This is a genomic window from Thioalkalivibrio sp. AKL12 (assembly GCF_000377925.1).
Classification (GTDB): Bacteria; Pseudomonadota; Gammaproteobacteria; order Ectothiorhodospirales; family Ectothiorhodospiraceae; genus Thioalkalivibrio; species Thioalkalivibrio versutus.
Genome location: NZ_KB898900.1, coordinates 1 through 25,551 on the forward strand (window position 1 = coordinate 1; position 25,551 = coordinate 25,551).

The 25,551-nt window shown below is 65.6% G+C and carries 17 protein-coding genes and 1 pseudogene; 9 read left to right on the plus strand and 9 right to left on the minus strand.

Annotated features, from left to right (window positions below; genetic code table 11):
* A pseudogene (locus D579_RS14260) lies at nucleotides 1-248 on the plus strand (IS630 family transposase); the annotation flags it as partial.
* Between the two features lie 305 nt (nucleotides 249-553).
* On the opposite strand, the gene D579_RS0110405 reads toward D579_RS14260, so the two are convergent.
* Nucleotides 554-820, minus strand: coding sequence for a hypothetical protein (locus tag D579_RS0110405; RefSeq protein WP_018951972.1), 267 nt, complete (start codon nucleotides 818-820; stop codon nucleotides 554-556).
* Between the two features lie 646 nt (nucleotides 821-1,466).
* On the opposite strand from D579_RS0110405, the gene D579_RS0110410 reads away from it, so the two are divergent.
* The 4 genes from D579_RS0110410 (at nucleotide 1,467) to D579_RS0110425 (ending at nucleotide 13,509) form a co-directional block, all read left to right on the plus strand.
* Nucleotides 1,467-10,109, plus strand: a complete 8,643-nt coding sequence (locus tag D579_RS0110410; RefSeq protein WP_018951973.1) for a GH36-type glycosyl hydrolase domain-containing protein — start codon at nucleotides 1,467-1,469, stop codon at nucleotides 10,107-10,109.
* A 407-nt stretch (nucleotides 10,110-10,516) separates the two neighbouring features.
* The gene (locus D579_RS0110415; protein WP_018951974.1) at nucleotides 10,517-12,286 is read left to right on the plus strand and encodes an EAL domain-containing protein; all 1,770 of its coding nucleotides are present in this window, start codon (nucleotides 10,517-10,519) and stop codon (nucleotides 12,284-12,286) included.
* A gap of 638 nt (nucleotides 12,287-12,924) precedes the next feature.
* Entirely contained in the window at nucleotides 12,925-13,083 is a 159-nt protein-coding gene (locus D579_RS14855; protein ID WP_018145506.1) for a DUF3309 family protein, read from the plus strand.
* Nucleotides 13,084-13,194: 111 nt separating this feature from the next.
* Entirely contained in the window at nucleotides 13,195-13,509 is a 315-nt protein-coding gene (locus D579_RS0110425) for a BON domain-containing protein (protein WP_018951975.1), read from the plus strand.
* 120 nt (nucleotides 13,510-13,629) lie between these two features.
* Here the strand turns inward: D579_RS0110425 and D579_RS0110430 are convergent, their stop codons facing one another.
* From D579_RS0110430 to D579_RS0110445, 4 genes are all read right to left on the minus strand, one after another.
* Nucleotides 13,630-16,176 (minus strand): chemotaxis protein CheB, encoded by a 2,547-nt coding sequence (locus tag D579_RS0110430; protein WP_026289508.1) that lies wholly within the window; start codon nucleotides 16,174-16,176, stop codon nucleotides 13,630-13,632.
* A gap of 22 nt (nucleotides 16,177-16,198) precedes the next feature.
* Nucleotides 16,199-16,807 (minus strand): PAS domain S-box protein, encoded by a 609-nt coding sequence (locus D579_RS0110435; protein ID WP_018951977.1) that lies wholly within the window; start codon nucleotides 16,805-16,807, stop codon nucleotides 16,199-16,201.
* 136 nt (nucleotides 16,808-16,943) lie between these two features.
* Nucleotides 16,944-17,120, minus strand: a complete 177-nt coding sequence (locus D579_RS0110440; protein ID WP_018951978.1) for a CsbD family protein — start codon at nucleotides 17,118-17,120, stop codon at nucleotides 16,944-16,946.
* Between the two features lie 731 nt (nucleotides 17,121-17,851).
* Nucleotides 17,852-18,892, minus strand: a complete 1,041-nt coding sequence (locus D579_RS0110445) for a fatty acid desaturase (RefSeq protein ID WP_018951979.1) — start codon at nucleotides 18,890-18,892, stop codon at nucleotides 17,852-17,854.
* Nucleotides 18,893-19,577: 685 nt separating this feature from the next.
* On the opposite strand from D579_RS0110445, the gene D579_RS0110450 reads away from it, so the two are divergent.
* The 3 genes from D579_RS0110450 to D579_RS0110460 all read left to right on the plus strand — a co-directional run bounded on the left by D579_RS0110450 (nucleotide 19,578) and on the right by D579_RS0110460 (nucleotide 21,613).
* Nucleotides 19,578-20,231 (plus strand): Crp/Fnr family transcriptional regulator, encoded by a 654-nt coding sequence (locus D579_RS0110450; protein WP_018951980.1) that lies wholly within the window; start codon nucleotides 19,578-19,580, stop codon nucleotides 20,229-20,231.
* A gap of 324 nt (nucleotides 20,232-20,555) precedes the next feature.
* Nucleotides 20,556-20,876 (plus strand): rhodanese-like domain-containing protein, encoded by a 321-nt coding sequence (locus D579_RS0110455; RefSeq protein WP_018951981.1) that lies wholly within the window; start codon nucleotides 20,556-20,558, stop codon nucleotides 20,874-20,876.
* Nucleotides 20,877-20,881: 5 nt separating this feature from the next.
* Nucleotides 20,882-21,613, plus strand: a complete 732-nt coding sequence (locus D579_RS0110460; RefSeq protein ID WP_018951982.1) for a glycosyltransferase — start codon at nucleotides 20,882-20,884, stop codon at nucleotides 21,611-21,613.
* Nucleotides 21,614-21,734: 121 nt separating this feature from the next.
* On the opposite strand, the gene D579_RS0110465 is transcribed toward D579_RS0110460, so the two are convergent.
* From D579_RS0110465 to D579_RS0110480, 4 genes are all read right to left on the minus strand, one after another.
* On the minus strand, nucleotides 21,735-22,022 hold the full coding sequence (locus D579_RS0110465) for a CC/Se motif family (seleno)protein (RefSeq protein WP_018951983.1): 288 nt from the start codon (nucleotides 22,020-22,022) through the stop codon (nucleotides 21,735-21,737).
* The gene (gene arsB / locus D579_RS0110470; RefSeq protein ID WP_018951984.1) at nucleotides 22,019-23,110 is read right to left on the minus strand and encodes an ACR3 family arsenite efflux transporter; all 1,092 of its coding nucleotides are present in this window, start codon (nucleotides 23,108-23,110) and stop codon (nucleotides 22,019-22,021) included. The genes D579_RS0110465 and arsB overlap by 4 nt, the downstream gene beginning before the upstream one ends.
* A gap of 30 nt (nucleotides 23,111-23,140) precedes the next feature.
* Complete coding sequence (locus D579_RS0110475; protein WP_018951985.1) at nucleotides 23,141-23,611, minus strand: ArsI/CadI family heavy metal resistance metalloenzyme; 471 nt, start codon at nucleotides 23,609-23,611, stop codon at nucleotides 23,141-23,143.
* 112 nt (nucleotides 23,612-23,723) lie between these two features.
* On the minus strand, nucleotides 23,724-24,101 hold the full coding sequence (locus D579_RS0110480; protein WP_018951986.1) for a helix-turn-helix transcriptional regulator: 378 nt from the start codon (nucleotides 24,099-24,101) through the stop codon (nucleotides 23,724-23,726).
* 233 nt (nucleotides 24,102-24,334) lie between these two features.
* On the opposite strand from D579_RS0110480, the gene dapC reads away from it, so the two are divergent.
* Complete coding sequence (gene dapC / locus D579_RS0110485; RefSeq protein ID WP_018951987.1) at nucleotides 24,335-25,528, plus strand: succinyldiaminopimelate transaminase; 1,194 nt, start codon at nucleotides 24,335-24,337, stop codon at nucleotides 25,526-25,528.
* Nucleotides 25,529-25,551: the final 23 nt, after the last annotated feature.

Consider the following 25,551-nt stretch of genomic DNA (forward strand, 5'->3'; position numbering starts at 1 on the left):
TGCACTTCACGCCCACCTCGGCGTCATGGATCAACCTGGTCGAACGCTTCTTCGCGCTCATCTCGGAACGCTGGATCAAACGCGGTTCGCATCGCAGCACTCGGGAACTCGAGGATTCCATCCGCGAATACCTGGAGACGTACAACGATGAACCCCGACCGTTCATCTGGCGCAAAACAGCCGACCAGATCATCGCGTCCATCGCCCGTGTAAGTGATCGCCTCAATAATGATGCGAACTATTGTTAAAGGACACTAGGGAGACGCTGATTTAATCGCGCGTTCGCGCTCGAGTCGCTTTTGCGTGCGAACAAGGCGCGGTGACTGCCGTGCAGTCACTCTGCACAAGGGAGCCGCAACGCTGTTCGCGCGCCCGTTTTTGATCAATAACGGGCGGCCGAGCCCGCTCTTTCAATGATTTGTCGGGTTGGTGCCCCTGTTCCCCGATCCTGCGTTGCGCCACTTGCGGGTAGAACCACTACCCGCTGCACGACGCGCCTTGGCTCGGGAAAAAGGGGGCACCAACGCGAACGCGCGATTGAATCAGCGTCTCCCTAGAACGGAAGGACGGCCTGCTGCCACTGCTCCATCGCCCCCTGCCGCGCGTCCAGGGCCCGCTTGCCTATCCGCACCCCCAGCAAGCGCATGGGGCGATCCAGCGGAGTACGGCGCAGGCAGTCGCGGGTGGCCGCCAGGATCTGCTCGGGATCGGCCGTCCAGGCCTCAAGCGTCAGATCGCGCGTGGCCGTACGGAAATCGTCATACCGGATCTTGATACCAACCGTCCGCCCCAGGTAACCCGTGGTCCACAGATGCGGCACGATCCTTGGGCCTGGCTGACTCTCGTTGCTAATCAGGTTTTCGTTTGCGCTGGCACAAAGGATTCGAACCTCCGCTCAACAACCCGGTTCGATCCCGAGCGCAGCGAGGAACGTGTCGACCGCAGGCCGCCACCCGGAAGGGCGAGACGCGCAGCGTCGCCGCTATCCTTCCGGGCACGCCACACTCCAGAGAAAGGGCACCCCATCCGGGTGCCCTTTCTCGTTATGGGCTCCAGGGCGTTGGTGACCCCCTCTTACCAGTCACGGCAGGCCCCCGTCGTACAAACCATCCAGCAGACCTCTGACGCTGCCCCCCCCTCGCGCAAACACCCTCGAACAACCCCGATCTGACAATTGAAGCGCGCCGGAACTGAGAGTCCGTTTGGCGCTTATCCGGACCGTGTTTCTCTGACCAGTCCTGAGGCCTCCCCCTTGTCGCTGCATCACATCTGCGTGAACCCCACCGTGCGCTGGCGAACATACGGCGCTGACGCAAGGTGCAAGACTGAAGTCGTTGCCTACGACGGGGTAGGCCAGCCCGGCCCTGACCCACCTGCGTCCGGACAAGGAGAAGGTCATCGACATCAAGGCGTTCGGATCTTCCTCGCGTACGCGCGAGGCGCTTCGCCACGACCGCGACACCGAGTTGCTGCGTTCGGAGCTTCTGAGCGTCGAGCAGCTCAAGCGGCATGCGGTCACGCTGGCCGAGCAGCACCGTATCGATCCCCGCCCCGGACCGGACCGGCTGCTGCCGCGCCTGGCGGACAATGAACAGGTCCTGATCGCGGCCTACGATGTCATCACCGCGACCCGTGCCGAAGTACCGGGCCAGCGAATCGTGCCGGACGAGGCGTGGCTGCTCGACAACTTCTATCTGATCGAGCAGCAGATCGCGATGGCACGACGCCATCTGCCCGACGGCTACAGCCGGCAGCTGCCGCACCTGGCCGATGGCCCCTCGGCGGGATTCCCGCGCATCTACGACCTGGCGCTGGGACTGATCTCGCACATGGATGGGCGGGTCGATCGCGACAACGCCACCGAGATGATCGCCGCCTATCAAACCGTCGAGCCCCTGAAACTGGGTGAGCTGTGGGCGTTCCCGATCATGCTCCAGCTGGCCTTGCTGGAGAACCTGCGCCGCGTCGGGGTGCGCATCGCCCAGCGTCGCGTGGAACGTGACGCGGCCATCACCTGGGCGGACCGCATGCTCGCGGCCGCCGAACGCGAACCCGCGCAGCTGATCCAGTTGCTGGCCGAGTTTGCCAGTGCCGATGTACCGCTGACGGCGCCGTTTGTGGAGGAGTTCTACGGCCGGCTCCAGGCGCAGGGGCCGGCCATGGCCTTCGTGCAGACCTGGGTCGAGCAACGGTTGCAGGAACAGGGGGTCACCACTACCGGGTTGTCCGAGGCGTATGGACGCACGGCGGCAGCCAACCAGATTTCCATCGCCAACTGCATCGGTAGCCTGCGGTTCATCTCCTCGATGGACTGGAAGCAGTATGTCGAGTCACTCAGCGTGGTGGAGCGGATTCTGAGCGAGGATCCAATGGGCAGCTACGCCGGCCAGGACTTCGCGACCCGCGACCGGTACCGCCACGTGATCGAGGAAGTGGCTCGCCACAGCGGCCGCAGCGAACCGAGCGTCGCGCACGAAGCCATCGGTCTGGCGCAAGCGGCAGCCACACACCGGAACCACCGCGACCGCAATGTGCATGTGGGCTACTACCTGGTCGACCGGGGACGTCCGGACCTGGAGCATGCGGTGGGCTACCGGCCCTCGTGGAGATCCCGCATCCGCGGGGTGTTCCGGGAACACAGCCTGCCCCTGTATCTGGGGCCCATTGGGTTGCTCACACTCCTCATCGCAGGGGGTGCGGCAGCCCTTGGTGGCTTCTTCGGCGCCGGTTCCGGGTGGAACTGGCTGCTTGCGCTTCCGCTCTTGATCGCCGCCTCGGCGCTGGCGATCGCCCTGGTGAACCTGCTGTACACGCGCGTTTTGCCACCACGGGCCTTGCCCCGCATGGATTTTTCCCACGGGATTCCCGACCGCCACCGCACCATGGTGGTCGTACCCACCCTGCTGGGAAGTCCGCAGGATGTCGATGATCTGCTCGAAGCCATGGAGATCCGCTATCTCGGGAATCGCGATCCCAACCTGTTTTTCGCCCTGCTGACGGACTTCCGCGACGCGCCCGAACAAACCATGCCCGGGGATGAGGCGCTGCTCGCCCATGCGCGCAGTGCAGTCGAACAACTCAACCAGACCTACAGCGACGACCGCCCCTGCATCTTTTACTTGTTCCACCGGCCCCGGGTGTGGAATCCGTTCGAGCAGAGTTGGATGGGCCATGAGCGCAAGCGCGGCAAGCTGGAGCAGTTCAATGCGCGGCTGCGAGGCGAAGCCCTGACCGCCTTCTCCGATCTTGTTGGCGATCCGTCCGTGCTCGCGTCGATCCAGTACGTCATCACCCTGGATACCGATACACAGCTACCACGCGACGCAGCCCGCGCCCTGATCGGCAATCTGGCGCATCCGCTCAACCGCCCGGTCTACGACCCCGACAAGGGCCGCGTGGTGGAGGGCTATGCGATCCTCCAGCCCCGCGCGATGATCAGCCTGACCAGCGCCGAGCAGTCGCACTTCAGCCGATTGTTTGCCGGTGAGTCCGGCCTCGACCCGTATACCCGCGAAGTGTCGGACGTCTACCAGGACGTCTTCTGCGAAGGCTCGTTTATTGGCAAGGGCATCTACGACGTGGATGCGTTCCGCCAGGCCGTCGACGGACGCTTTCCGGAAAACCTGATCCTCAGTCACGACCTGCTCGAAAGCGGGTATGCGCGGTCGGCCCTGGTGACCGATATCGAACTGATCGAGGAACACCCGGCCAGCGTTGCCACCGAGGCCAGTCGGCGCCACCGCTGGATACGGGGCGACTGGCAACTGGCAGGCTGGCTGCGCCCGCGGGTACCGGGGCCGCCCGGCCCGGACGGATCCATGGGACCGCGCCAGCCGAACCCGCTCTCGGCCCTGTCGCGCTGGAAACTGTTCGACAACCTGCGGCGCAGCCTGGTCGCGCCCGCGCTGGTGCTCCTGCTTGCAGGGGGCTGGCTGCTGGGACCGGCGTGGCTGTGGACCCTGCTGGTCGTGGCCGTGGTGCTCCTGCCCACCCTGCTGTCCAGCATCATCGAGCTGATCGACAAGCCCACCGGACGCGACTGGGCGCCACACTTGAACCTGACCGGACGGTCGACCGGCCGGCCGCTGCTGCTCGCCCTGCTGACCCTGGCCTTCCTGCCCTACGACGCGCGGATCAGCGTGGGTGCGATCCTGCACTCGGGCATCCGCATGTTGTACACGCGCAGCGGCCTCCTGCTGTGGCACCTGCCATCGTACGCGCGCCGCAATGCCCGCCAGACGCCGGCCGGCTTTTTCCGGGAGATGGCGATCGCACCCGGCCTTGCCGTCGTGCTGGGCGTGCTACTGGCCCTAACCAGCAGCCCGGCGGCGATCTCGCTTGCTGCCGTCCCGATCCTGCTGCTGTGGCTGGTCTCGCCGGCGATCGGCTGGTGGATCAGCCGGCCGCTGAGCGTTTCCACTCCGGACCTGAGCGCCGATCAGCGGGCCTTCCTGCGGGCCGTGGCCCGACGTACCTGGCGCTACTTCCTGGACTTCGTCGGCCCCGAAGATCACTGGCTCCCACCCGACAATTTTCAGGAATCCCCCGCCCCGGCCATCGCCACGCGGACCTCGCCGACCAACATGGGCATGGCGCTACTGGCCGATCTGGCGGCGGTCGATTTCGGCTATCTCACGACCGTGGAATGCCTGGAACGCATCGGCAATACCCTGGGCTCGATGGAGCAGCTGGAGCGCTATCGCGGGCATTTCTACAACTGGTACGACACCCGCACGCTGCAACCCCTCCAGCCGCAATACGTATCGTCGGTGGACAGCGGTAACCTGGCCGGCAGCCTGCTGACCCTGCAAGCCGGCCTGGAGGAACTAAAGCACCAACCGATACTGACCGCGAACGCGTGGCAGGGCCTACAGGACACCCTGGAGGTGCTCGCCGAACACTTGCCCCCTGCTTCCGCGCCCGAGTTGACGAAAACCGTCGGCCGGCTGCAGGAGACCCTGCGCACCCTGATGCTGAACGGCCCCCCGCAGACCCTGGATGCCGCCACCCGTGCGCTCGGCGAGCTTCACCGCCTCGGAGGCATGCTCCTCGAGGAGCCGTCGCCAGGTACCGAGATCGACCCTGAACTGGAGGCCTGGACGCAGGCATTCCAGCGCCAGGCCAAGGCCCTCCAGGAAGAGTTCGCGCAGCTGGTTCCCGCCACGTGGCCGGACAACGGCCTCCCGACGCTGGCGGAACTGGCCCGGGCAGATTCCGGAGGTGGCGCCGCCCGGGAACAGATCGACCGCATCGATGACCTGATCGGGCGTTGCAGCGCACTGGCGACCATGGATTTCGAATTTCTCTACGACGCGCCGCGCGACCTGCTGGCCATCGGCTATGACGTGACCGAACGGCGGCGTGACCCATCGTGCTACGACCTGCTGGCATCGGAAGCCCGCCTGGCCAGTTTCCTGCTCATCGCGCAGGGACAGGTGCCGCAGAAACACTGGTTCACGCTCGGCCGCCTGCTGACCCGCCATGGTGGCGACATCAGCCTGATCTCATGGAGCGGCTCCATGTTCGAGTACCTGATGCCGCAGCTCATCATGCCGAGCTACGCCAATACCCTGCTGGACCAGACCGGCAAGGCGGCCGTGGCGCGGCAGATCGAATACGGCCGTCAACGGGCAGTGCCCTGGGGTATATCCGAGTCCTGTTACAGCGCCACGGATCTCCATCAGGTGTACCAGTACCGCGCCTTCGGCGTTCCCGGCCTCGGGCTCAAGCGGGGGCTGGGCGATGACCTTGTGATCGCACCCTACGCCAGCGCCCTGGCCCTGACCGTGGCACCGCAGGACGCCTGCCGTAACCTCCAGAACCTGGCGGATCAGGGATTCCTCGGCGCCTACGGGTTCTACGAGGCGATCGACTATACGGCGACCCGGGTGCCGCACGGCAATCCGCATGCCGTTGTGCGCTCCTTCATGGCGCATCACCAGGGCATGAGCCTGCTCGCCTTTGCCCATGTCCTGCTCGATCAGCCAATGCAGCGCCGTTTCATGTCCGATCCGCTGGTGCGGGCGACCGAATTGCTGCTCCAGGAACGGGTGCCAAAGAAGGGCGCCACCGTGCACCCGCACGCCGCGGAGGTCAGTGCCGCCGCTCGACCCTCCGGCGCGGACACCGGTTCGATCATGCGCATGTTCACCGACCCGGACACGCCGATGCCCGAGGTTCATCTGCTGTCGAACGGTCGTTACCACGTCGTGGCGACACATGCCGGCGGCAGCGCCAGCCGCTGGCGCGACCTTGCCGTCACCCGCTGGCGCGAGGATGCCACCACCGATGGCTGGGGCACGTTTATCTACCTGCGCGACCGCGACAGCGGCACCTACTGGTCGACAGCCCACCAGCCCACCCTGCGCCCCGCCGACCACTACGAGGCAATCTTCGTCCAGGGGCGGGCGGAATACCGCCGCCGCGACCACGCGATCGAGGCCCACACCGAGATCTGTGTCTCGCCCGAGGACGATGTCGAGATCCGCCGCGTCACCCTCACCAACCAGTCGTCCAGTACCCGCCACATCGAGGTGACCAGCTACGCGGAGGTGGTGCTGGCGCCGTTGAACAACGACCTCGCGCACCGCTCGTTCAGCAATCTGTTCGTGCAGACCGAGATCCTGCCGGAGCGCCAGGCGATCCTCTGCACGCGGCGCCCACGCACGCCGGGCGAACAAGTGCCCTGGATGTTCCACCTGATGGCGGCCCCGGGTGCGACAACCGACGAACCCTCCTACGAGACCGACCGTGCCCGCTTCATCGGCCGCGGGCGCAGCGCCGCCAACCCGCTGGTGCTCGACAAGCCGGACAGCGAAGCGACCCTTTCCAATACGGATGGGCCGGTGCTCGACCCCGTGGTCGCGATCCGCCGCACCCTGACCCTGGCGCCCGACGAGTCGGCCAGCGTGCAGATCATCTCCGGGGCCGTGGACACCCGCGAGACCGCACTGGCCCTGCTGGAAAAGTATTGCGACCGCTACTTTGTCGAGCGGGCATTCGAGATGGCCTGGTTCCAGAGCCAGGAGGTGCTGCGCCACATCAATGCCACCGAAGTCGATGCCCAGCTCTTCGGTCGCCTGGCCAGTTCCGTCGTCTACGGCAACGCCCTGCGCCGCACCGAGCCCGCCACCATCGCGCGCAACCGGCTGGGCCAGTCCGGGCTGTGGCGCTTCGGCATCTCGGGGGACCTGCCCATTGTCCTGTTGCACATCCGTAACCTGGATCGCATCGGCCTGGTCAGACAGATCCTGCAGGCCCACACCTACTGGCGCCTGAAGGGCCTTGCCGCGGACCTGGTGATCGTGAACGAGGACTTCTCCGGCTACCGCGCCCTGCTCCAGGATCAAATCATGGGGCTGATCCACGCCGGACCCGAGGCGCAGGTCGTCGACCACCCCGGCGGCGTCTTCGTGCGCCGTGCCGAAGAACTGACCGAGGACGAACGGGTCCTGCTGCAGACGGTGGCGCGGATCGTCTTCAGCGACACGGCCAAGACCCTGAGCGAAGAGATGGACCGGAGGCTGTCGGCCAAGTCGCTGGATCGGCGGGTCTCGAACAAGGGACGATCGGTGGATCGGCGCCGCTCGAAGCCGGGCCGATCGGTGGACCGGCGCGTGACCGCAACGCGTGCCTCCGATCTGCTGGAACCCGCCAAGCCCGCCACCCCCGAAGCGGTTCATCCGCTGGCGTCACGCGAGCGGGTATTCAGCAACGGGCTGGGCGGCTTCACCCCCGACGGGCATGAATACGTGGTCACCCTGGAACCCGGCCAGACGACCCCGGCGCCGTGGGTCAACGTCATCGCCAGCCCCCACATTGGCACGGTCGTCAGCGAGAGCGGCAGTGCCTACACCTGGGTCGAGAACGCGCACGAGTTCCGCCTCACCACCTGGCATAACGATCCGCTCTCCGACGCCAGCGGCGAGGCCTTCTACATCCGCGACGAGGAGACCGGGATGTTCTGGTCACCCACGCCGCTGCCAGCCCGCGGCCAATCCGGCTACGTATGCCGGCACGGGTTTGGCTACAGCGTGTTCGAACACACCGAATCGGAGATCGCCTCGGAGCTGCATACCTACGTCGCCATGGACGCGCCGGTGAAGATCGTGCGGGTCAAGCTGAGCAACACATCGCAGCGGCCACGCAGCCTGTCGCTGACCGGGTACTGGGAACTGGTGCTCGGCGAGTGGCGGCACGCGAACATGATGCACATCGTCACCGAAGCCGATGCGCAAACCGGGGCGCTGCTGGCCCGCAATGCCTACGGCCGCGAATGCGCCAACCGGGTGGTGTTTGCCCATGTCGGCGGACGCGAGCGCTGGATCAGCGGGAGTCGCAACGAATTCATTGGCCGCAACCGCTCGCTGGCCAGCCCGGAGGCGATGCGCCGTAAGCGGCTGTCCGGCAAGACCGGACCTGGCCTCGACCCGTGCGCCGCGCTCCAGACCCGGATCGAACTGGCTGCAGGAGAGGAACAAGAGATCGTGTTCGTGTTCGGTGCGGCCGCCAACGCCGACGAGGCGCGCCAGTACATCCAGCGATTCGGCGGACGCGCCGGCGCGCGCCACGCACTCGAAGCGGTCTGGGAATACTGGAATCACACGCTGGGCGCGGTGCATGTGGACACGCCCGACCCCGCCCTGAACGTGCTGGCCAACGGCTGGCTGGTGTATCAGACGATATCGTGCCGGCTGTGGGGCCGCAGCGGCTATTACCAGTCCGGCGGTGCCTACGGGTTCCGGGATCAGTTGCAGGACACCATGGCGCTCGTCCATGCCACGCCCTGGCTGGCCCGCGAACAACTGCTTCGCTGTGCCGGACGCCAGTTCCCGCAGGGCGACGTGCAGCACTGGTGGCACCCGCCCAACGGCCAGGGCGTGCGCACCCGGTTCTCCGACGACTACCTGTGGCTGCCCTATGCCGCCTGTCGCTACGTGGCAGCCACCGGGGACAGCGGCGTGCTCGACGAGTCCATCGCGTTCCTGGAGGGCCGCGAACTCCATGCGGACGAGGAGGCCTACTACGACCAGCCGCAGACCTCGTCGGAATCGGCCAGCCTCTATGAACACTGCGTGCGCGCCCTTCGGCACGGCCTGCGTTTTGGCGAGCACCACCTGCCGCTGATGGGTTGCGGCGACTGGAACGACGGCATGAATCTGGTCGGCAACGAGGGCAAGGGCGAGAGCGTATGGCTCGCGTGGTTCCTGTTCGAGAATCTCGAGCAATTCGCCGACCTCGCGCGCAACCACGGCGACGCGGACTTTGCCGAGTTGTGCACCGCGCAGGCCGAAGCGCTTCGCGACAACATCGAAGCCGAAGCCTGGGACGGTGCCTGGTACCGGCGCGCCTGGTTCGACAATGGGACTCCGCTGGGTTCGTCCAGCAACGGGGAGTGCCAGATCGATTCGATCAGCCAGAGCTGGGCGATCCTCTCCGGGGGTGGCGACCCGCTGCGCGCCCGTCAGGCCATGGCGGCGGTGGACACGCGCCTGGTGCGACGCGACGCGCGGATCATCCAGCTGCTCGACCCGCCCTTCGACCACTCCGACCTGGAACCGGGGTACATCAAGGGCTACATCCCCGGTGTGCGCGAGAACGGCGGCCAGTACACCCATGCCGCGATCTGGACCACGATGGCATTCGCCAGGATGGGCGACACGGAACGCGCCTGGGAGTTCTTCGCCATGCTCAATCCCATCCACCAGGGCAGCACCCCGGAGGCCATCGAACGCTACCGGGTCGAGCCCTACGTGATGTGTGCGGATATCTACGGCGCCCCACCGCACACCGGCCGCGGCGGCTGGACCTGGTACACCGGGGCGGCCGGCTGGATGTACCGGCTGACGGTCGAGACCCTGCTGGGCCTGCACCTGGAGGCCGATCATCTGCGCATCGCGCCCCGCATCCCTGCGGACTGGGACGCCTACCGCATCCACTACCGCTACCGCGAGACGGTCTACCACATCACCATCCGGCCGACCGGGGAACCTGAAGGTCAGGCGACGCGCATGACGGTGGACGGTGTCGAGTGCCCGGATTCACGCATCCCATTGGTGGACGACCACCAGGAGCATCATGTCGAACTCCATCTTGTTACAAAGGCGTGATCACGCCCCCACCCACCAGCGACCGCGGCCGCATGGCCCACACGGCCCGGCCCATCGGCCCGGAGGGATGGCCACACCCATTGAACCGGCCGCATGTTCGCTAGCGCACAGACCCCCTGGAGGGTCGGTGCCAGGGTTGGGCATGAGCGTTCGACCCCGCGCGGACACCGCGCCGCCCTGCCAGCATCATGCGTCCGGTCGAATCGTTTGTGATGAATCTTACACCTGGGGGTACACGCATGCGGCCACGAGGCGTGCCGAGCATCGAATGCGACAGGGACGATACCATGAGGCTTGAGTACCAGATGAGGGATGAGTACCAGACCAAGAACGCATTGCGGCGCGCGGCGGAGGCCCGACTCGCAAGGGTCGCTTCCCGGGAGCCCCCCGAATCGACCCAGGCGCTCGTGCACGAACTCCGGGTTAACCAGATCGAGCTGGAGATGCAGAACGAGACCCTGCGTCAGGCCCAGCATGAACTGGAGGAATCGCGCAACCGCTATGTCGATCTCTTCGAATCCGCCCCGGTGGCCTATGTCATCGTTGCGCGCGATGGCCGGTTGACCGACGCCAATCAACTCGCCACCCGGCTCCTGGGCCTCACCCAGGCACAGTTGCTTGAACATTCCTTTGACCAGTTCATCGCTTCCTGCGACCGGGAGCGATGGCAGGAACGCGCCGCGGCCGTGTGGGCCGGCCGCCTCGACACACCCCAGGAGCACGAACTTCTACTCCAGAACGCGGAGGGCTCACAGTTCCCGGCCCAACTGCAATGCGGCGCGCTGGACCGCTCCCACACCGGGAACACCATGCGCATCGCGTTTTTCGACATCACTGAGCGCGCCGAGGCCGCAGCCGAGATCCACCGGCTCGCCTATTTCGATGCGCTGACTGGCCTTCCCAACCGACGTCTGCTGCTGGACCGTCTGGCCCAGACACTGGCGGCATCCGAGCGCAAGGGCCTCTACGGCGCGATCGTGTTTCTCGACCTCGACGATTTCAAGGTGCTCAACGATACCCGGGGTCACGACGCCGGCGATCGACTCCTCGCCGAGGTGGGTCAGCGCCTGCGTGCCGGGCTGCGCGAAGGCGATACCGTGGCGCGCATGGGCGGCGACGAATTCGTGGTCATCCTGGACGGTCTCGGCCCAACGCGGGACAGCGCCGCCCTGCTCGCCCAGAGCATTGGCGAAAAGCTGCGTCAAAGCATTGCCGAGCCCGTCGATTTCGGCGACTTCGCGTTCCACTGCACGACCAGCATCGGCGTGCGCCTGTTCGGTCCGGGCGAAACCCAAGCAGAATTGCTTCAGCATGCCGATCTGGCCCTGTACCGGGCGAAATCGGCCGGGCGCAACCGGGTAATCTTCTTTGACCCGTCGATGCAGGCAGTGCTCGATGCCCGGGGCATCCTGGAGGACGCACTGGGCCAGGCACTCAGCAAGGGGCAACTCGAACTGCACTACCAACCCCGGTTCGATGGAACACGGCGCGTGGTGGGAGCCGAGTCGCTGCTCCGCTGGCGACATCCGAAACACGGATTGATGGCGCCTGGCGCCTTCCTCGGGATGGCCGCACAGACCGGTCTGATCCTGCCCATCGGTCGCTGGGTTCTGGAGATCGCCTGCGCCCAGCTCGCGGCCTGGGCACAGGATCCCACCACCCGCGAACTTACCCTGGCGGTCAATATCAGTGCGCTGGAGTTCCGGCAGGACGATTTCGTCGATCAGGTCCGCAAGGCACTGGAGTCCACTGGCGCCAATCCGGAAAGGCTGACCCTGGAGCTGACCGAGGGCGCGACCCTCGACAGCAGTGAAGCGACCATGGCCCGGTCGCGGCAACTGAGGGAGATCGGCGTTCGCTTATCGGTGGACGACTTCGGAAGGGGTTGGTCGTCCCTGTCTCGCCTTACCCGGCTGCGGCTGCAGGAAATCAAGATCGACCCCTCGCTGGTGGCCAGCATGGGCCAACCGGGTGCCGACACCACCCTCGTTACGGCCATCCTCGCCCTGGCCAAGAGCCTGGGGCTCGCGACCGTTGCCGAAGGCGTGGAAACCGAGGCACAGCGCCGCCTCCTCGCCGACCAGGACTGCGATACCTTCCAGGGTTTCCTGTTCAGCGCGCCACTGCCACTGGACGACTTTCAGCGCCTTCTGCGCAAGGCAGGGCCGTGCCCTTAGCCGTTGCGGTGAGCAGCGCTCGTCGAGGTTCGGCTCCGCATTTTCTGCCGCAGCCGTTCCTGCCCGCTCCAGATTCTGGCAAGGGCACTCCTGGAGAAGACCGGGCCATCGCCCCCGTCTGCGCAGCTACCCGTACGGTCGAGCGCATCACCGGGGGCGTTTCCGAGCTCGTTGGCGGCCATGATCACTCCTCTCTGCGGACTGAATGCGAGTTCCACAGCGCGGACGGCCCGTCTCGTCCAGGCTCCCCCGAGTAGAAAACCGACAGCCCGCTACCCGGGCTGACCCGACTTAGGGAAACGCTACCGAACAAGAATGCCATTTTCCTGCGGACGACTCTGTTCGCCGCCGAACATAATCACCTTCCGTGCACGGCCCCTCCGATCGCCCACCGGCCCAGGCGAGGCGTACCCGCCCCTTGGTCCACACGGTTTGGGTGGGCCACGCGCCGGGTGAACTCAAGCCCGCAAGCCTGCTCGCCGGCCCCGCCTTAATGCCCGGTCTTTCTCGCCTCGGGAAAGACCCGCTATGTGTGCGGGATCGTACAGACAGCCCATCGGGTACACGCCAGACTTTCTCACAGGTGCTGGTCAAGAAGACCCGGCCACAAAACGGCCCACAACACTGAGGGAAACGCCATGACACTGGGAACCATTCTGCTCATCGTCCTCGTCCTGCTGTTGATCGGCGTGATCCCGACGTGGCCGCACAGCCGGAACTGGGGTTATGCCCCGGGCGGGGTAATCGGCGTGGTGCTGATCATCCTTCTCATCCTGCTACTCACCGGCCGGATCTAGTCCCATCGTTCCTGCCGACGGACAAGCCGCCACCGACACCCCGAAGTCAATGCAGCGCCTGACCGACACCGTCCACGGTGACCAGGTCCATACCCATCTGGAGAACAAGAAATGAGACAGTTGCGATATTTACCCCCGATCTTCCTGACCCTTTTGCTGGCCCTGCTCCTCGCGGGTTGCGCTGCATCGAATGAAAGACAGACGGTCGGCGAGTACGTCGACGACAGCGTGATCACCACCAAGGTGAAGGCGGCATTGTTCAACGAGCCATCCCTGAGCGGCTTCGAAGTCACCGTCGAGACCTACGAGGGCCGCGTGCAGTTGAGCGGCTTCGTCAGTTCCCAGGAGGACATCAACAAGGCCGTCGAGATCGCACGTGGCGTCGAGGGCGTACGGTCGGTCAAAAACGACATGCAGCTCAAATAGCGCTCGGACCCCGCTACGCACGCTCGGCCACCCTGCCGAGGCCGCGATCGCGGTGGCGCGCCGCCACTCGTCCATGCTCCATGACGGCCCGCCCATTGGGGCGGGCCGTCATCGGTTTGGCTACTCCCGCAACGCGGCTTCCAGCCTCTTGGTCTCGGTGATATCGACCATGGTAATCACCACCCCGTCGATCACGTTGTCCACCCGCCGATAGGGCATGATGCGGACCGTGAACCAGCGCCCGTCGTCGGTCGTGATCTGTTTCTCCGAGACCGCCAGGGTGCGCAGGGTATCGCGGGCATCGTCATGCAGGTCCGGGTATTCCAGGCTGGTGGTCAGATCGCTCAGCGGCCGGCCGACATCGCTCTCCCGGAGACGAAAAATCCGGGCCGCCTGATCGGTATAACGCCGGACATCCAGATTCTGATCCAGGAACAGGATGGCGATATCGATGCTGTTGAGCACGTTCTGCATGTCGCTCTGCGCGAGCGCGAGATCGTCCAGCTTGGCCTGCAGCTCGGCATTGATCGTCTGCAGTTCCTCGTTCATGGACTGCATCTCTTCCTTCGAGCTATTGAGCTCCTCGTTGGTCGATTGCAGTTCCTCGTTGGCGGATTGCAGCTCCTCGGTCGCAGCCTGCGAGTCTTCCCGGGCTGTGCGCGCCTCCTCGCGCAAGGCCTCGATCTCGGCACGGTATTGCTGCAGCTGGGCGGCATGCGCGGCCGGCATTGCCCCCTTGCCCTTGTTCCTGCGCCCACCCTGCCCGGCCGTGCTCGGGGCCAGATCACGGAATACGATCATGGTCATGCCCCGCAAGGGGGATGCGTCATGAAAGGCATGCACGGTGACATCGACGCGCTGCACTCCGGCGTGCGTGGGCACTTCCAGGCTATGCAGATGCACGGGGCGGTCGGCCTTCGCGGCCTGCTTCAACGCCCCGACCAGAGGTCCACCCAGGCCTTCGCGCGCCATGGCGAAGATATTCCAGTTGGCCTTGCCAGCGGCCGGCTCGAGGTACTTTCCGGTATGGCCGCTGACGTAGACGATATCCCCATCGGCGTTGAGCACCACCGCGGCCGGCGCATACACCTGCAGCAGGACCTGATCGGCCGCCTCCTGCAGCGCATCGGTGGGTTGGGAGGAAACCTCGGATGGGGACACGGGACGCTCCTTGCTCGGGCCCGACAGCGGCGGGAAGGCATGCAGCAGGAAATCACGCCCACCCATGTAGGTGTGATCCTGGCGCTGATAGAACCGCAGCCGCGACTCGATCGGTGTGAACAGATGGTTGAATTGCCCGACGGTCTCGGAAGTCCCCAGAAACAGCACGCCACCCGGGCGCAGGCTGTAGTGGAACAGGGGCAGCAGCTTGCGTTGCAATTCCGGCCCAAAATAGATCAGCAGGTTGCGGCAGGCAATCAGGTCGAGCTTGGTGAATGGCGGATCGAGGATCACGTCATGCTGGGAGAACAGCACCATGTCCCGAATGCCCGGTATCACCTGATAGTGGTGTTCATGGGCGGTAAAGAAACGCGCCAGCCGTTCGGGCGACACATCATCCGCGATCGCGAGTGGGTACCGGCCCCGTCGCGCGGTCGCAATGCCGTCCGGACTCAAGTCCGACGCGAAGATCTGCAACGTGACGGCAGGCGGCGGCTGCGATCGCTCCATGACCTCGGTGAACACCATGGCCAGCGAATAGGCCTCCTCGCCGGTCGAACAGCCAATCACCCAGGCGCGAAGCTTCTCTGCCCCCTTCTGCCGCTCCAGAAGCTCGGGCAGCACCGTATCCGCCAGATACTCCCAGGCGGCGGGATCACGGAAGAAACTGGTCACGCCGATCAGCAGTTCCTTGAACAGCAGTTCGGCTTCCTGCGCGTTGTGTTCGAGGAACGCTGCGTACTCCTCCAGCGAGGCGATGCCATGGATGGCCATGCGCCGTTCCGTCCGGCGCTGCAGCGTGCTGGGCTTGTACAGCGAAAAGTCATGGCGAATCCGCTGCTGCAACGCGGCAACGATCCGTTCCAGAGGCGTGGAGCTATCCGAGGGGAGCGCCTCTTCCGCAACGGCGCTCGCCTCGCGCACGACGGCCAGAATCCGTTCCGGCAGCTCGTTCGGCGTCGCCACGATATCGGCACACCCCGCATTGATGGCGCTTCGGGGCATCGAGTCGAACTGCGCCGATTCGGGGTCTTGCACCGCCGTCAGGCCGCCCACGGCCTTGATCGCCTCCAAGCCCGCCGTACCGTCCGAGCCCATACCGGAGAGCACCACTCCGATGGCGCGCTCGCCCTGCCCACTGGCCAGCGACGAAAACAGGACATTGACTGGTAAGCGCATGCCGCGCGGCTCCGCGGGTGCGGCCAAATGCAGTGTCGTGCCGACTACGGTGAGTTCCGTGTTCGGCGGAATCACATACACGTGACCCGGTTCGATGCGCATCCCCTGTTCGGCCGCACGCACTGGCATGGCCGTAACCCGCTGCAGCAGTTCGGGCAGCAACCCCTTCTGGGTGGGATCAAGATGCTGCACCACGACACAAGCAATGCCACGATCCGGCGGTATACGGTGCAGAAACTCCTCCAGCGCGACCAGACCGCCGGCCGATGCCCCGATTCCTATAATACGTACCGCCTCCGGAGCATCGACAGGGGAACGGTTACCCATGCTCAGCGCCTCCCGGGCAGGCTCATCGCGGCGATGATTCGCACCTCGAGACGATCAGCAATACGTCCTCGCCCCCCGGGCCCAGGCTCGCGGTGATTCGCAACGGCTCCGCGCCATTACCCCCTCGACCGCTGGATTCGACCGAGCAGCAGACACCCCCGGCGCCTTCCCGGCACGCTTCAACCACGCCCTGGATCGCCGAGTGGCTGCCCTGCGCGAACCACGACGCCAGGGGCTCGCCCTCGAGTCCATCCGGTACCGTACCGAGCAGCTCCGCGCCGGCACGATTGCCTTCGAGAATTCTTCCATCGAGCCCAACCACCAGATACCCCACCGGCGCAAACTCATAGAGACCCCGATAACGCGCCAGGGCGTGATCCAGTTCCTCCTGGTCGGTTCTCAGCTGGGAGTTCTGCAGATCCAGCTCGACCTGGTGGGTCTGCAATTCACTCAGCAGCCTGAGCGCATCCGCGGCGGTATCGGGGTCGCTTGCCAGGCGATAAAGGAGCGTCAGCGAATCCGGGCCAACCGTCCAGCCACCATTAGGCGGAGCCGAGCCCTCTTTTAGCCGGGACTCGGCCTCATGGCGCAATTGCAACTGTCTCTCGAACTCCGGGCTCAGCTTCCGCATCGGTCCTCCAGTCAAATCCATCCCGAGGTCACGACCTCTGGTGCCCGCATGATAGCCCGGTGCCGGGTCGCTCTGCTTCCCGGCGCACGCACCGCGATCGCAGCCGGTGACCGGGGTCACCCGTCGGAAGTCCGGGTCAAGTGGAATCCTTGATATCCTTCTTCAGGTTGCCATACCCCGCCTGGAGCTTACCGCCCGCCTTCTGAGCGCGCCCTTTCACTTCCAGCTCCTTGTTGCCAACGACCTTCCCGGCCGTCTGCTTTGCCTGGCCCTTCGCCTCTTCGACGCGGCCCTTGATCTGGTCCTTGTTCATGCTTGTTCTCCCATTAACGGTTGTCGATAAAAAGGAGTCACGTCCGGGATGGCCGCCCGGCCCATCCGTCATTCACTTACGGGACCCGACCCGCGTCCCGGAGGCGGTCTCCGGCGTGCTCGAGCGACCGCCCACGTTCTCGGCGTTTCGCCAGCTTCAAGCTACGCGGGCCCCAAGCCCGGCGTCTGTCTGTTGCCGAACAAAACCCGGCAGCCGAACACAATGCGTCCTGCTTCGGCATGCGGCCCTGCGGGTGTCTGTGCGCCACAAGCCAGCCAATGCAGTGACCTCGCAGCTTGCGCGGCCCGCTTGAATGAGTCCCGAAACGCCCTGTGCGGTGCCGCACCGACGGGCAATCCGGCCACGCATACGCTTGAAGGCGAATCACGGGGTTCGGACAGCCTGTTGCCGAACCCGTCCAACCCAGGAAAGAGCTCATGAACCAGATCATCTACATCGTCGGCGCCATCGTTATCGTCCTGTTCATACTGGGATTCTTCGGACTCCGATAGGACCCGCATCGTCGCCGCGGAGGATTTGCCCGCAGCTTTGCCGGGCCGCCGAACAGCCCGCCGGTCATTCGGGGAGCGACCACAGGCCCCCATCCGCCAGACAGGGTGCACGATCCGGCATGGCCGGTTGCACGCGAGGGAGACCCTGATCCATTCGCACGTCCGGCACCGGCGGCCGACACACGCGTCGAGCGCTGCCGGAGACCCCGCGCTGTACGCCTACGCTCGTACCGGAGGTGTCTGCGTGCTTGCGTGTTCGAAGGGGACCAGACGCTGCCGCTCCTCGTCCCACAGGGCGAGCCGGGCGCAATGGAGGCTTTGCTTCAGCGTGACACGGCTGATCTTGCGAAGCTGCGGATGGTCTTCCAGCACCTCGGGCAATCGATAGAACGGAATGCGGCTGGCGAGGTGGTGGACGTGGTGTATCCCGATATTCGCGGTCATCCAGCGAAGCACCGCAGGCAGCTCGTAATAGGAACTCCCGTAAAGCGCCGTTTCCTGGAAGCTCCACGCCTCGTCGTGCGCCCACCGCGTATTCTCGAACTGGTGCTGGACATAGAACAGCCAGACACCGATCGCGCCCGCCAGAACCGCGATCGGCAGGTGCACCAGGAGGAAGGTGCCCGCACCCACCAGCCACATCATCCCAACGACGACCAGCGCAATGCCTGCATTGGTACCCATGGTGCTCAACCAGGGCATCCATCCCGCGCGCAGGAACCCGACGGGTAGGCGGTTGCTCAACATGAAAAGGTACACCGGACCCAGCCCGAACAGGATCAGCGGATGCCGGTACAGCCGGTAACGCAGGCGTTGCGAGGCAGACAGGGCCTGGTATTCCCGCACACTCAAGGTATCGATGCTCCCCTCGTCCGCGCGATCCAGATTGCCGGAGTGCGCATGATGGAGGGCATGCGTGCGGCGCCAGAAGTCGTAGGGCGTGAGCGTGAAGATGCCCAGTGCCCGTCCGACCCAGTCATTCGCGCGCCGGGACGGGAAGAATGACCCGTGCCCGCAGTCATGCTGGATCATGAACAGCCGCACGAGAAATCCGGCAGCGGGAATGGCCAGCACCAGGCCGATCCAGTAGCCGGCGCTCACACTGGCCCAGGTCAGAAACCAGAAAAGGCCGAACGGGATCACGGTAACGACCAGTTCAAACACGCTGCGCGCGAGAAGCGGCGTACGATACGCGGACAGTGCGCGCTGTAACGCTCGGGGATCATCGGCGGGTTCGACAACCGCTGCTGGTGGCTCCATGCTGGGACTCCGTACTTGGCTCGACTCCAGCGGCCGGGTTCGCAACCCACCGCCGGCGAGCCGGTTTCTAACACCGGGCTTTCGGTCTCGATACTAGGAGCGGGTCCGAAAGCCGTACACTTCCAGCCTATACTGGGGCCAGGCGCGTTCACCGTATGTTCGATCCCGCACATTGCGCCTGCTGCACCATGGCAGCTTCCGCTCCGCCCCCCGCGAGCCTTGTCGTCTGTTCGCCTCCGCAAGTTCGTGCAGACGCCCGGGTCACGCCAATTGGACACGCACATTGAACGTGGAACGTCCAAACCTCTGTAGCACCCGGGTGTTACTCGATCTGCCCGCCATGCAGGCTCGGCGCCGCGTGGCCCGGGGCAACCCGTGTAGGAGTGGACGCCCCCGAAAGAATCCTTTCAAATTCACGTTCACGTGAATCAAGCGTTGACGTCCAGCAGCCGTGAGGCTATTAAAACAACATGGCTTGGTAACGATCGAATCCATGAACACTTCAGCCAGCAGCGATGGAGCACCGTCGCGCTTGCGGCCACCGGGGGGGGCTTATGTACTGATTCAACCTTCGGGCAGGGGGGCCAGGATGCCGTACTCCGATAGACTTCGCGCGAACCAGTTGCTCGCAGGACTTCCGCTCGACGATTACGCGCATCTTTCCCCGCACATGGAGGCGGTACCCATGCCGCTGGGGGAGGTCCTGGCCGAACCCGGACACCCAATGCGCTACGCCTACTTCCCCACCACGGCCATCGTGTCCCTCCTCAACGTGATGCAAGATGGCGGAACGACCGAAGTTGCCGTGGTTGGATACGAGGGCATGATCGGGGTCTCCTTGTTCATGGGCGGCGAAAGCACATCCAGCCGCGCGGTCGTGCATAGCGCCGGACACGGGTTTCGGCTGAAGGCCCAGGTCCTGAAAGACGAGTTCACCCACGGTGGGCACATGCAGCAATTGCTGTTGCGCTATACCCAGGCGCTGCTGACCCAGATGGCACAAACGGCGGTATGCAACCGCCACCACACCCTGGACGAGCAACTCGCCCGCTGGCTGCTACTGAATCTCGACCGTCTGCACGCGAACACCCTCGAAATGACCCAGGAACTGATCGCCCATATCCTGGGCGTGCGCCGGGAAGGCATCACCTGCGCCGCCGGAAAACTGCAAAAAGCGGGCCTGATCGAGTATCACCGCGGGCACATCACCGTGCTCGACCGGCCCGGTCTGGAGGCGTGTGCCTGTGAATGCTATGCGGCGGTGCGGGCGGAATACCATCGTCTGCTGTCAATGCCGCCCGAGCGGCAGCCGGGGGGCCGATTAAGCGTGTCTCGCTGACAGCCCCCGCGATCGCCATGGATGCAGCGCCTGGTGCCGGGCCCATCCACCACGAACGTCGCGGGCCCGGGTGCCATTCGCATGCTCTCGCACGCCTCCCCATCGCCGCAGTTATACAAGAACCGCCGCAACCTCCAGCCAGCCCTCCTGCCGCAAACCACACGATACGATCCCGGGCGCCTCGACCCGCCGTACCCATGAATGGGTGTCTCCCTCCGCGACAGCATGCCGGTCAATCCCCCTCGACGCGGTAATGATCGTGTTTCTTGCGCCCCGGCCCGCCGCACCCTAGCGTGGCGGGCTTACTCAGGCACGGATCGACCCATGCGCCAGATGTCTCCCCGAGAACTACAGGACTACCTCGCCCAGGCGGAGCACCCGCCGTTGCTCCTGGATGTACGCGAGCCCTGGGAATACGAGCACTGCCACATCGGGGGCTCGCAACTGCTCCCGATGGGCCAGATTCCGACGGCCTATCAGGATCTGAACGCCGAGGGCGAGATCGTGGTGATCTGCCACCACGGGGTGCGCAGCCAGCAGGTCTGCGGATTCCTGGACCGGGCCGGATTCCAGCACGTGATCAACCTGACGGGCGGCGTCGATGCCTGGGCGCGCGATGTCGACCCCCACATGCCGACCTACTGACCCACGTGTCCCGCAGACCGGCCCTGTCGATCATCATCCCGGCCTGGAACGAGGCCGAATGGCTGCCGCGCACCCTGGCGGCGGTGCAGGAAGCGCTATCCGGCATTGACCGGAACAGCGAGATCATCGTGGTCGACAACGCTTCGACCGACCGCACGCCACAGATTGCCCAGGCCGCGGGATGCCGCGTCGTGTTCGAACCCGAGCGCCGCATCAGCCGCGCCCGCAATGCCGGCGCGGCCGTAGCCTGCGGCGATTACCTCCTGTTCGTCGATGCCGACACCTGGCCCGACCGCGCCCTGTTGCAGGCGACACTGGAAGCACTGGACAGCGGCGACGTCTGCGGGGGCGGCGCACGGGTCACCTTCGACCACCTCAGCCACCGGATCTATCGCTGGGGTGCCACCGCGTGGAACACCCTCTCCGCGCGCCTGAGCCTGGCGGCGGGTTGCTACGTCTTCTGCACCCGCGAGGCCTTCGCGGCGGTGGACGGCTTCAGCGAGGCCGTGTACGCGGGGGAAGAGGTGTTCCTGTCCCGCGCGCTGAGACGCTGGGGCCGCGCGCACGGCCAGCGTGTCGAGATCCTGGAAACGCCCGTACTGACCTCCGGCCGCAAGGCGGACTGGTTCCATCCAGGTCGCCACATCCTCGTGGTGACGCAGGTGTTGCTGTTCCCCTGGAGCCTGCGCTCACGCCGCCTCAGCTGGTTCTGGTACACCCGCCCACGACGGCAGTAAGAAAGAGACCGAACGCCGAAATCGGGCCCCGATGATCACGATATCGACAACGTCGGCCACCGAACCGTCGATCCACCACGACCTGAACTCGTTCGGACATCGTGCTCCCCCGCCCCGAGTATCAACGCCGCCCCATCTCCCCTTCCACCACCAGGCGGCGCCAGCGGAACAGGCCCTCGACGTCAATCCGGTAGGGGCCCGGACCCAGGTCCCCCGCCACATGGACCCGGATCCCCTCGATCTCGCGCTCCGTGTAGCCGTCGGCCCGGCGGGGCGCGCCGCGCTCGGCCACTGGAACCGCCGCCTGGCCGCCACAACAACCGTGGCGCGTGGACCATCGCACCACCACCTCGCCGCCCTGCCCGGCCAGCCACTCGCGCGCGGCGTCGGTCAGGGTGATCGTGGTCATGCCGGTTTCGCCTCGGTGTCCGTCGGGAACCAGTGGCGGGTGCGATTGGCGATGCGCACCAGCGCCAGCATCAACGGCACCTCGACCAGCACACCCACCACGGTCACCAACGCCGCCCCCGACTGCAGCCCGAACATCGCGATCGCCGCGGCCACCGCCAGCTCGAAGAAATTGCTCGCGCCGATCATCGCGCCGGGGGCCGCTACCGCATGACGCACCCGCCAGGCCTTCGCCCAGTAGTAGGCGATGTAGAACACCAGGAAGGTCTGGATGATCAGCGGGATCGCGATCAGCACGATATGCCCCGGGTTCTCCAGGATGCGCTCGCCCTGGAAGGCGAACAGCAGGACCAGCGTCACCAGCAGGCCGATCGGCGTGACCGGGCCCAGACGCTTCATGAACACGTTGTCGAACCACTCGATGCCCTTTTTGCGGATCAGCCAGATGCGCGTCAGGTAGCCGGCGACGAACGGAATGACGATGTACAGCAGCACCGACAGCGCGACCGTGTCCCAGGGCACGTGGATATTGGACACGCCCAGCAGGAGCACCACGATGGGCGCAAAGGCGAACAGCATGATGATGTCGTTCACCGCCACCTGCACCAGCGTGTAGGCGGCATCCCCGCGGGTCAGGTAGCTCCAGACGAACACCATCGCGGTACACGGCGCCGCGCCCAGCAGGATCGCCCCGGCCAGGTATTCACGCCCGAGGTCTTCCGGGATCCAGGCGGCATACACCACCATGAAGAAGAACCAGGCGATCGCGAACATGGTGAACGGCTTGATCAGCCAGTTCACCGAGGTGGTAATGGCCAGGCCCTTCGGCTCGCGGCGCACGCCCAGGATGGCGGAGAAGTCGATCTGCACCATCATCGGGTAGATCATCGCCCAGATCAGGATGGCCACCGGGATGGAGACCTGGGCGTACTCCCACTGCGACAGGGTCTCCGGCACCACCGGCAGGAACTGCCCCAGGGCGACGCCTGCCACGATGCACAGCGCCACCCAAACGCTCAGGTAGCGCTCGAAGATGCCCATGCCTTCCTTCGTCGAGATCTCCTCGACGGAGGCGTTCCGGTCGGTCATTGCTTCCTCCGTATCTGCCCAGGTAACGCGTCAACAACAACCCTTGGCTTCATTGTCACTAGCTGGCCCGCACGAGAAGGTTGATGTCCCTTCCGGTACACAGCAGTCACCGGTCCCTTCATCCTGTGCGCCGAACATCGGGATGCTTCCGAGCGTTTGATAGCTCTCCCACGCGATCCCGGCCGGATCGGTGGTCCAGTACTTGTCGGATTGCGCGTAGCAGCAATGCGTGCCCATCTCCTCGCGCACGTCCGCGTCGATGGCGTCCAGACGCTGGCCCAGCTCGTCGAGCTCGCCCGCCTCTTCGGCCTGGATGCCGAGGTGGTTCAGGCCCACCGGCGCACCGCGGGCCGACACCGCGAAATTGACCCGCGGGTCCTCCAGCATCCATTTCGCGTAATCGCCCTTGACCACGCTCGGCTCGGCCGCAAACAGATGCGAATAAAAGCGGATCGCCGGTTCCAGTTCCGGCACGGAAACGTGCAGGTGCATGCGCTTCATGGATCAGACTCCTCGATTCACTCCATCTCGCGGATCGGCCCGGGGTCCCACCGGCCATCCCGGGTGGACCCGGCCTGGCTCGGTTGTTGCAGCCCCCACCCGGGCGCGTGGTCTATCGAACGTGCCGGCCCGGCACTTGCGGAGCCGCTGTGGCTTCCGTATCCCCTGCACAGTCCAGGGCCGCAGGCAACGCGCAGCCGTCGGAGTCGGCCGCGCAGCAGTTCTCGGTCAGGTAGGCGACCAGCTCCTGCATCGCGTCGAGATTCACCCGATAGCGCTGGTAGCGCCCTTCCTGCGTGACGGTCAGCAGGCCCGCCTGCGTCAGGGTCTTGAGGTGAAACGAGAGGTTCGTGCGCGGCAGTTCCAGGGTTTCGGCGATTTCGCCGGCGACCCGCCCAGCGTGGCCATAACGCACCAGCAGGCGCACGATATCCAGGCGAATACCGGAGGCCAGCGACTCGAACATGTGGGTGGCGGTGACCTTGTCCATGGACGAATATTTCAACTCTCCTTGCATCGTTGTCAAGTGACAGGACCCAGTCGCCGTGGCCGCGCGCGCGCACCTTTTTCTCAAGAACCGCCCGATGCCTCCCCGCTCATCCTGCAGGGTTCGCGCCGGACCACCCGGTCGCCGCCGGTCTGTCGGGGTTTTCCCGCGGGGCATCGAGGCCCGGTATACTGCGCGGTCTTCCGTTCAACTCCGACCACGACGCCCGAGCCGCCATGAACCCGCGCCTGGACCGGCTACAGCCCTATCCGTTCGAACGCCTGCGCCGGCTGTTCGCGGACCTGCAACCGCCTGCGGACCGGGAGCCCATCGCACTGTCGATTGGCGAGCCGCGTCACGCACTGCCCGATTTCGTCGAACCCGTCCTGCGGGCCTCCCTCCAGGGCTTCAACCACTACCCGACCACACGCGGTGAACCGGCCCTGCGCGAGTCCATCGCGGCGTGGCTGCAACGGCGGTTTGACCTGGGCAATGTGGACGCGGAACGGCAGGTGCTTCCGGTCAGCGGAACCCGCGAGGCCCTGTTCGCGATTGCCCAGGCGGTCGTGGCGGAGAAGCCCGGCGCCCGCGTGCTGATGCCGAATCCGTTCTACCAGATCTACGAGGGCGCGGCGCTGCTCGCCGGGGCCACGCCGGCCTTCTACGACCTGGCGCCGGAGAACGGCTACCTGCCCGACTTCTCGGCGGTCGACGCGGCCACCTGGGAGGACGTGCAGCTCGTCTACATCTGCAACCCGGGCAACCCCGCCGGGGCCTGCATGTCCGAGGCCGCGATGCAGGATCTGATCCGCCTGGCCGAGCGCCATGACTTCATCATCGCGGCGGACGAATGCTACTCCGAGATCTACCACCCCGATGGCGAGCCGCCGGCCGGCCTGCTGGGGGCCGCGGCGCGCATGGGCAACGCCGCGTTCGAGCGCTGCATCGTCTTCCACAGCCTGTCCAAGCGCTCCAACCTGCCGGGGCTGCGGTCCGGTTTCGTGGCCGGCGATGCGGCCCTGCTCGACCGCTTCGCGCTGTACCGGACCTACCATGGCTGCACCCTGCCGCCGCCGACCCAGGCCGTCAGCCGCGCCGCCTGGTCAGACGAGGCCCACGTGGCCGAGAATCGTGCCCTCTATGCCGAGAAATTCGCTGCAGTGGTCCCGATCCTGGAATCGGTGATCGACGTGCGAGCACCCGCCGCCGGCTTCTACCTGTGGCCGCGCGTGCCGGATGGTGACGACGAGGGCTTTGCTCGACGCCTCTACGGCGAGGCGGGGGTCACGGTCCTGCCGGGGCGCTACCTCTCCCGGACCGACCCGGAGACGGGGCACAATCCCGGGGCCGGACACGTGCGCATGGCGCTGGTCGCCGCGCCCGCCGCCTGCATCGAGGCGGCCGAGCGAATCACTGCGCTTTATCGTTAACGCCACTCATCAATTTATTTTTC

What these genes read in the sequence shown, in the direction of transcription:
- D579_RS0110445 (WP_018951979.1), bottom strand. Translation starts at nt 18,892, where the DNA reads ATGGAGCCACCAGCAGCGGTTGTCGAACCCGCCGATGATCCCCGAGCG.
- D579_RS0110465 (WP_018951983.1), bottom strand. Translation starts at nt 22,022, where the DNA reads ATGACCACGATCACCCTGACCGACGCCGCGCGCGAGTGGCTGGCCGGG.
- D579_RS14855 (WP_018145506.1), top strand. Translation starts at nt 12,925, where the DNA reads ATGACACTGGGAACCATTCTGCTCATCGTCCTCGTCCTGCTGTTGATC.
- D579_RS0110430 (WP_026289508.1), bottom strand. Translation starts at nt 16,176, where the DNA reads ATGGGTAACCGTTCCCCTGTCGATGCTCCGGAGGCGGTACGTATTATA.
- D579_RS0110450 (WP_018951980.1), top strand. Translation starts at nt 19,578, where the DNA reads ATGCCGCTGGGGGAGGTCCTGGCCGAACCCGGACACCCAATGCGCTAC.
- D579_RS0110480 (WP_018951986.1), bottom strand. Translation starts at nt 24,101, where the DNA reads ATGGACAAGGTCACCGCCACCCACATGTTCGAGTCGCTGGCCTCCGGT.
- arsB (WP_018951984.1), bottom strand. Translation starts at nt 23,110, where the DNA reads ATGACCGACCGGAACGCCTCCGTCGAGGAGATCTCGACGAAGGAAGGC.
- D579_RS0110435 (WP_018951977.1), bottom strand. Translation starts at nt 16,807, where the DNA reads ATGCGGAAGCTGAGCCCGGAGTTCGAGAGACAGTTGCAATTGCGCCAT.
- dapC (WP_018951987.1), top strand. Translation starts at nt 24,335, where the DNA reads ATGAACCCGCGCCTGGACCGGCTACAGCCCTATCCGTTCGAACGCCTG.
- D579_RS0110425 (WP_018951975.1), top strand. Translation starts at nt 13,195, where the DNA reads ATGAGACAGTTGCGATATTTACCCCCGATCTTCCTGACCCTTTTGCTG.
- D579_RS0110475 (WP_018951985.1), bottom strand. Translation starts at nt 23,611, where the DNA reads ATGAAGCGCATGCACCTGCACGTTTCCGTGCCGGAACTGGAACCGGCG.
- D579_RS0110440 (WP_018951978.1), bottom strand. Translation starts at nt 17,120, where the DNA reads ATGAACAAGGACCAGATCAAGGGCCGCGTCGAAGAGGCGAAGGGCCAG.
- D579_RS0110455 (WP_018951981.1), top strand. Translation starts at nt 20,556, where the DNA reads ATGCGCCAGATGTCTCCCCGAGAACTACAGGACTACCTCGCCCAGGCG.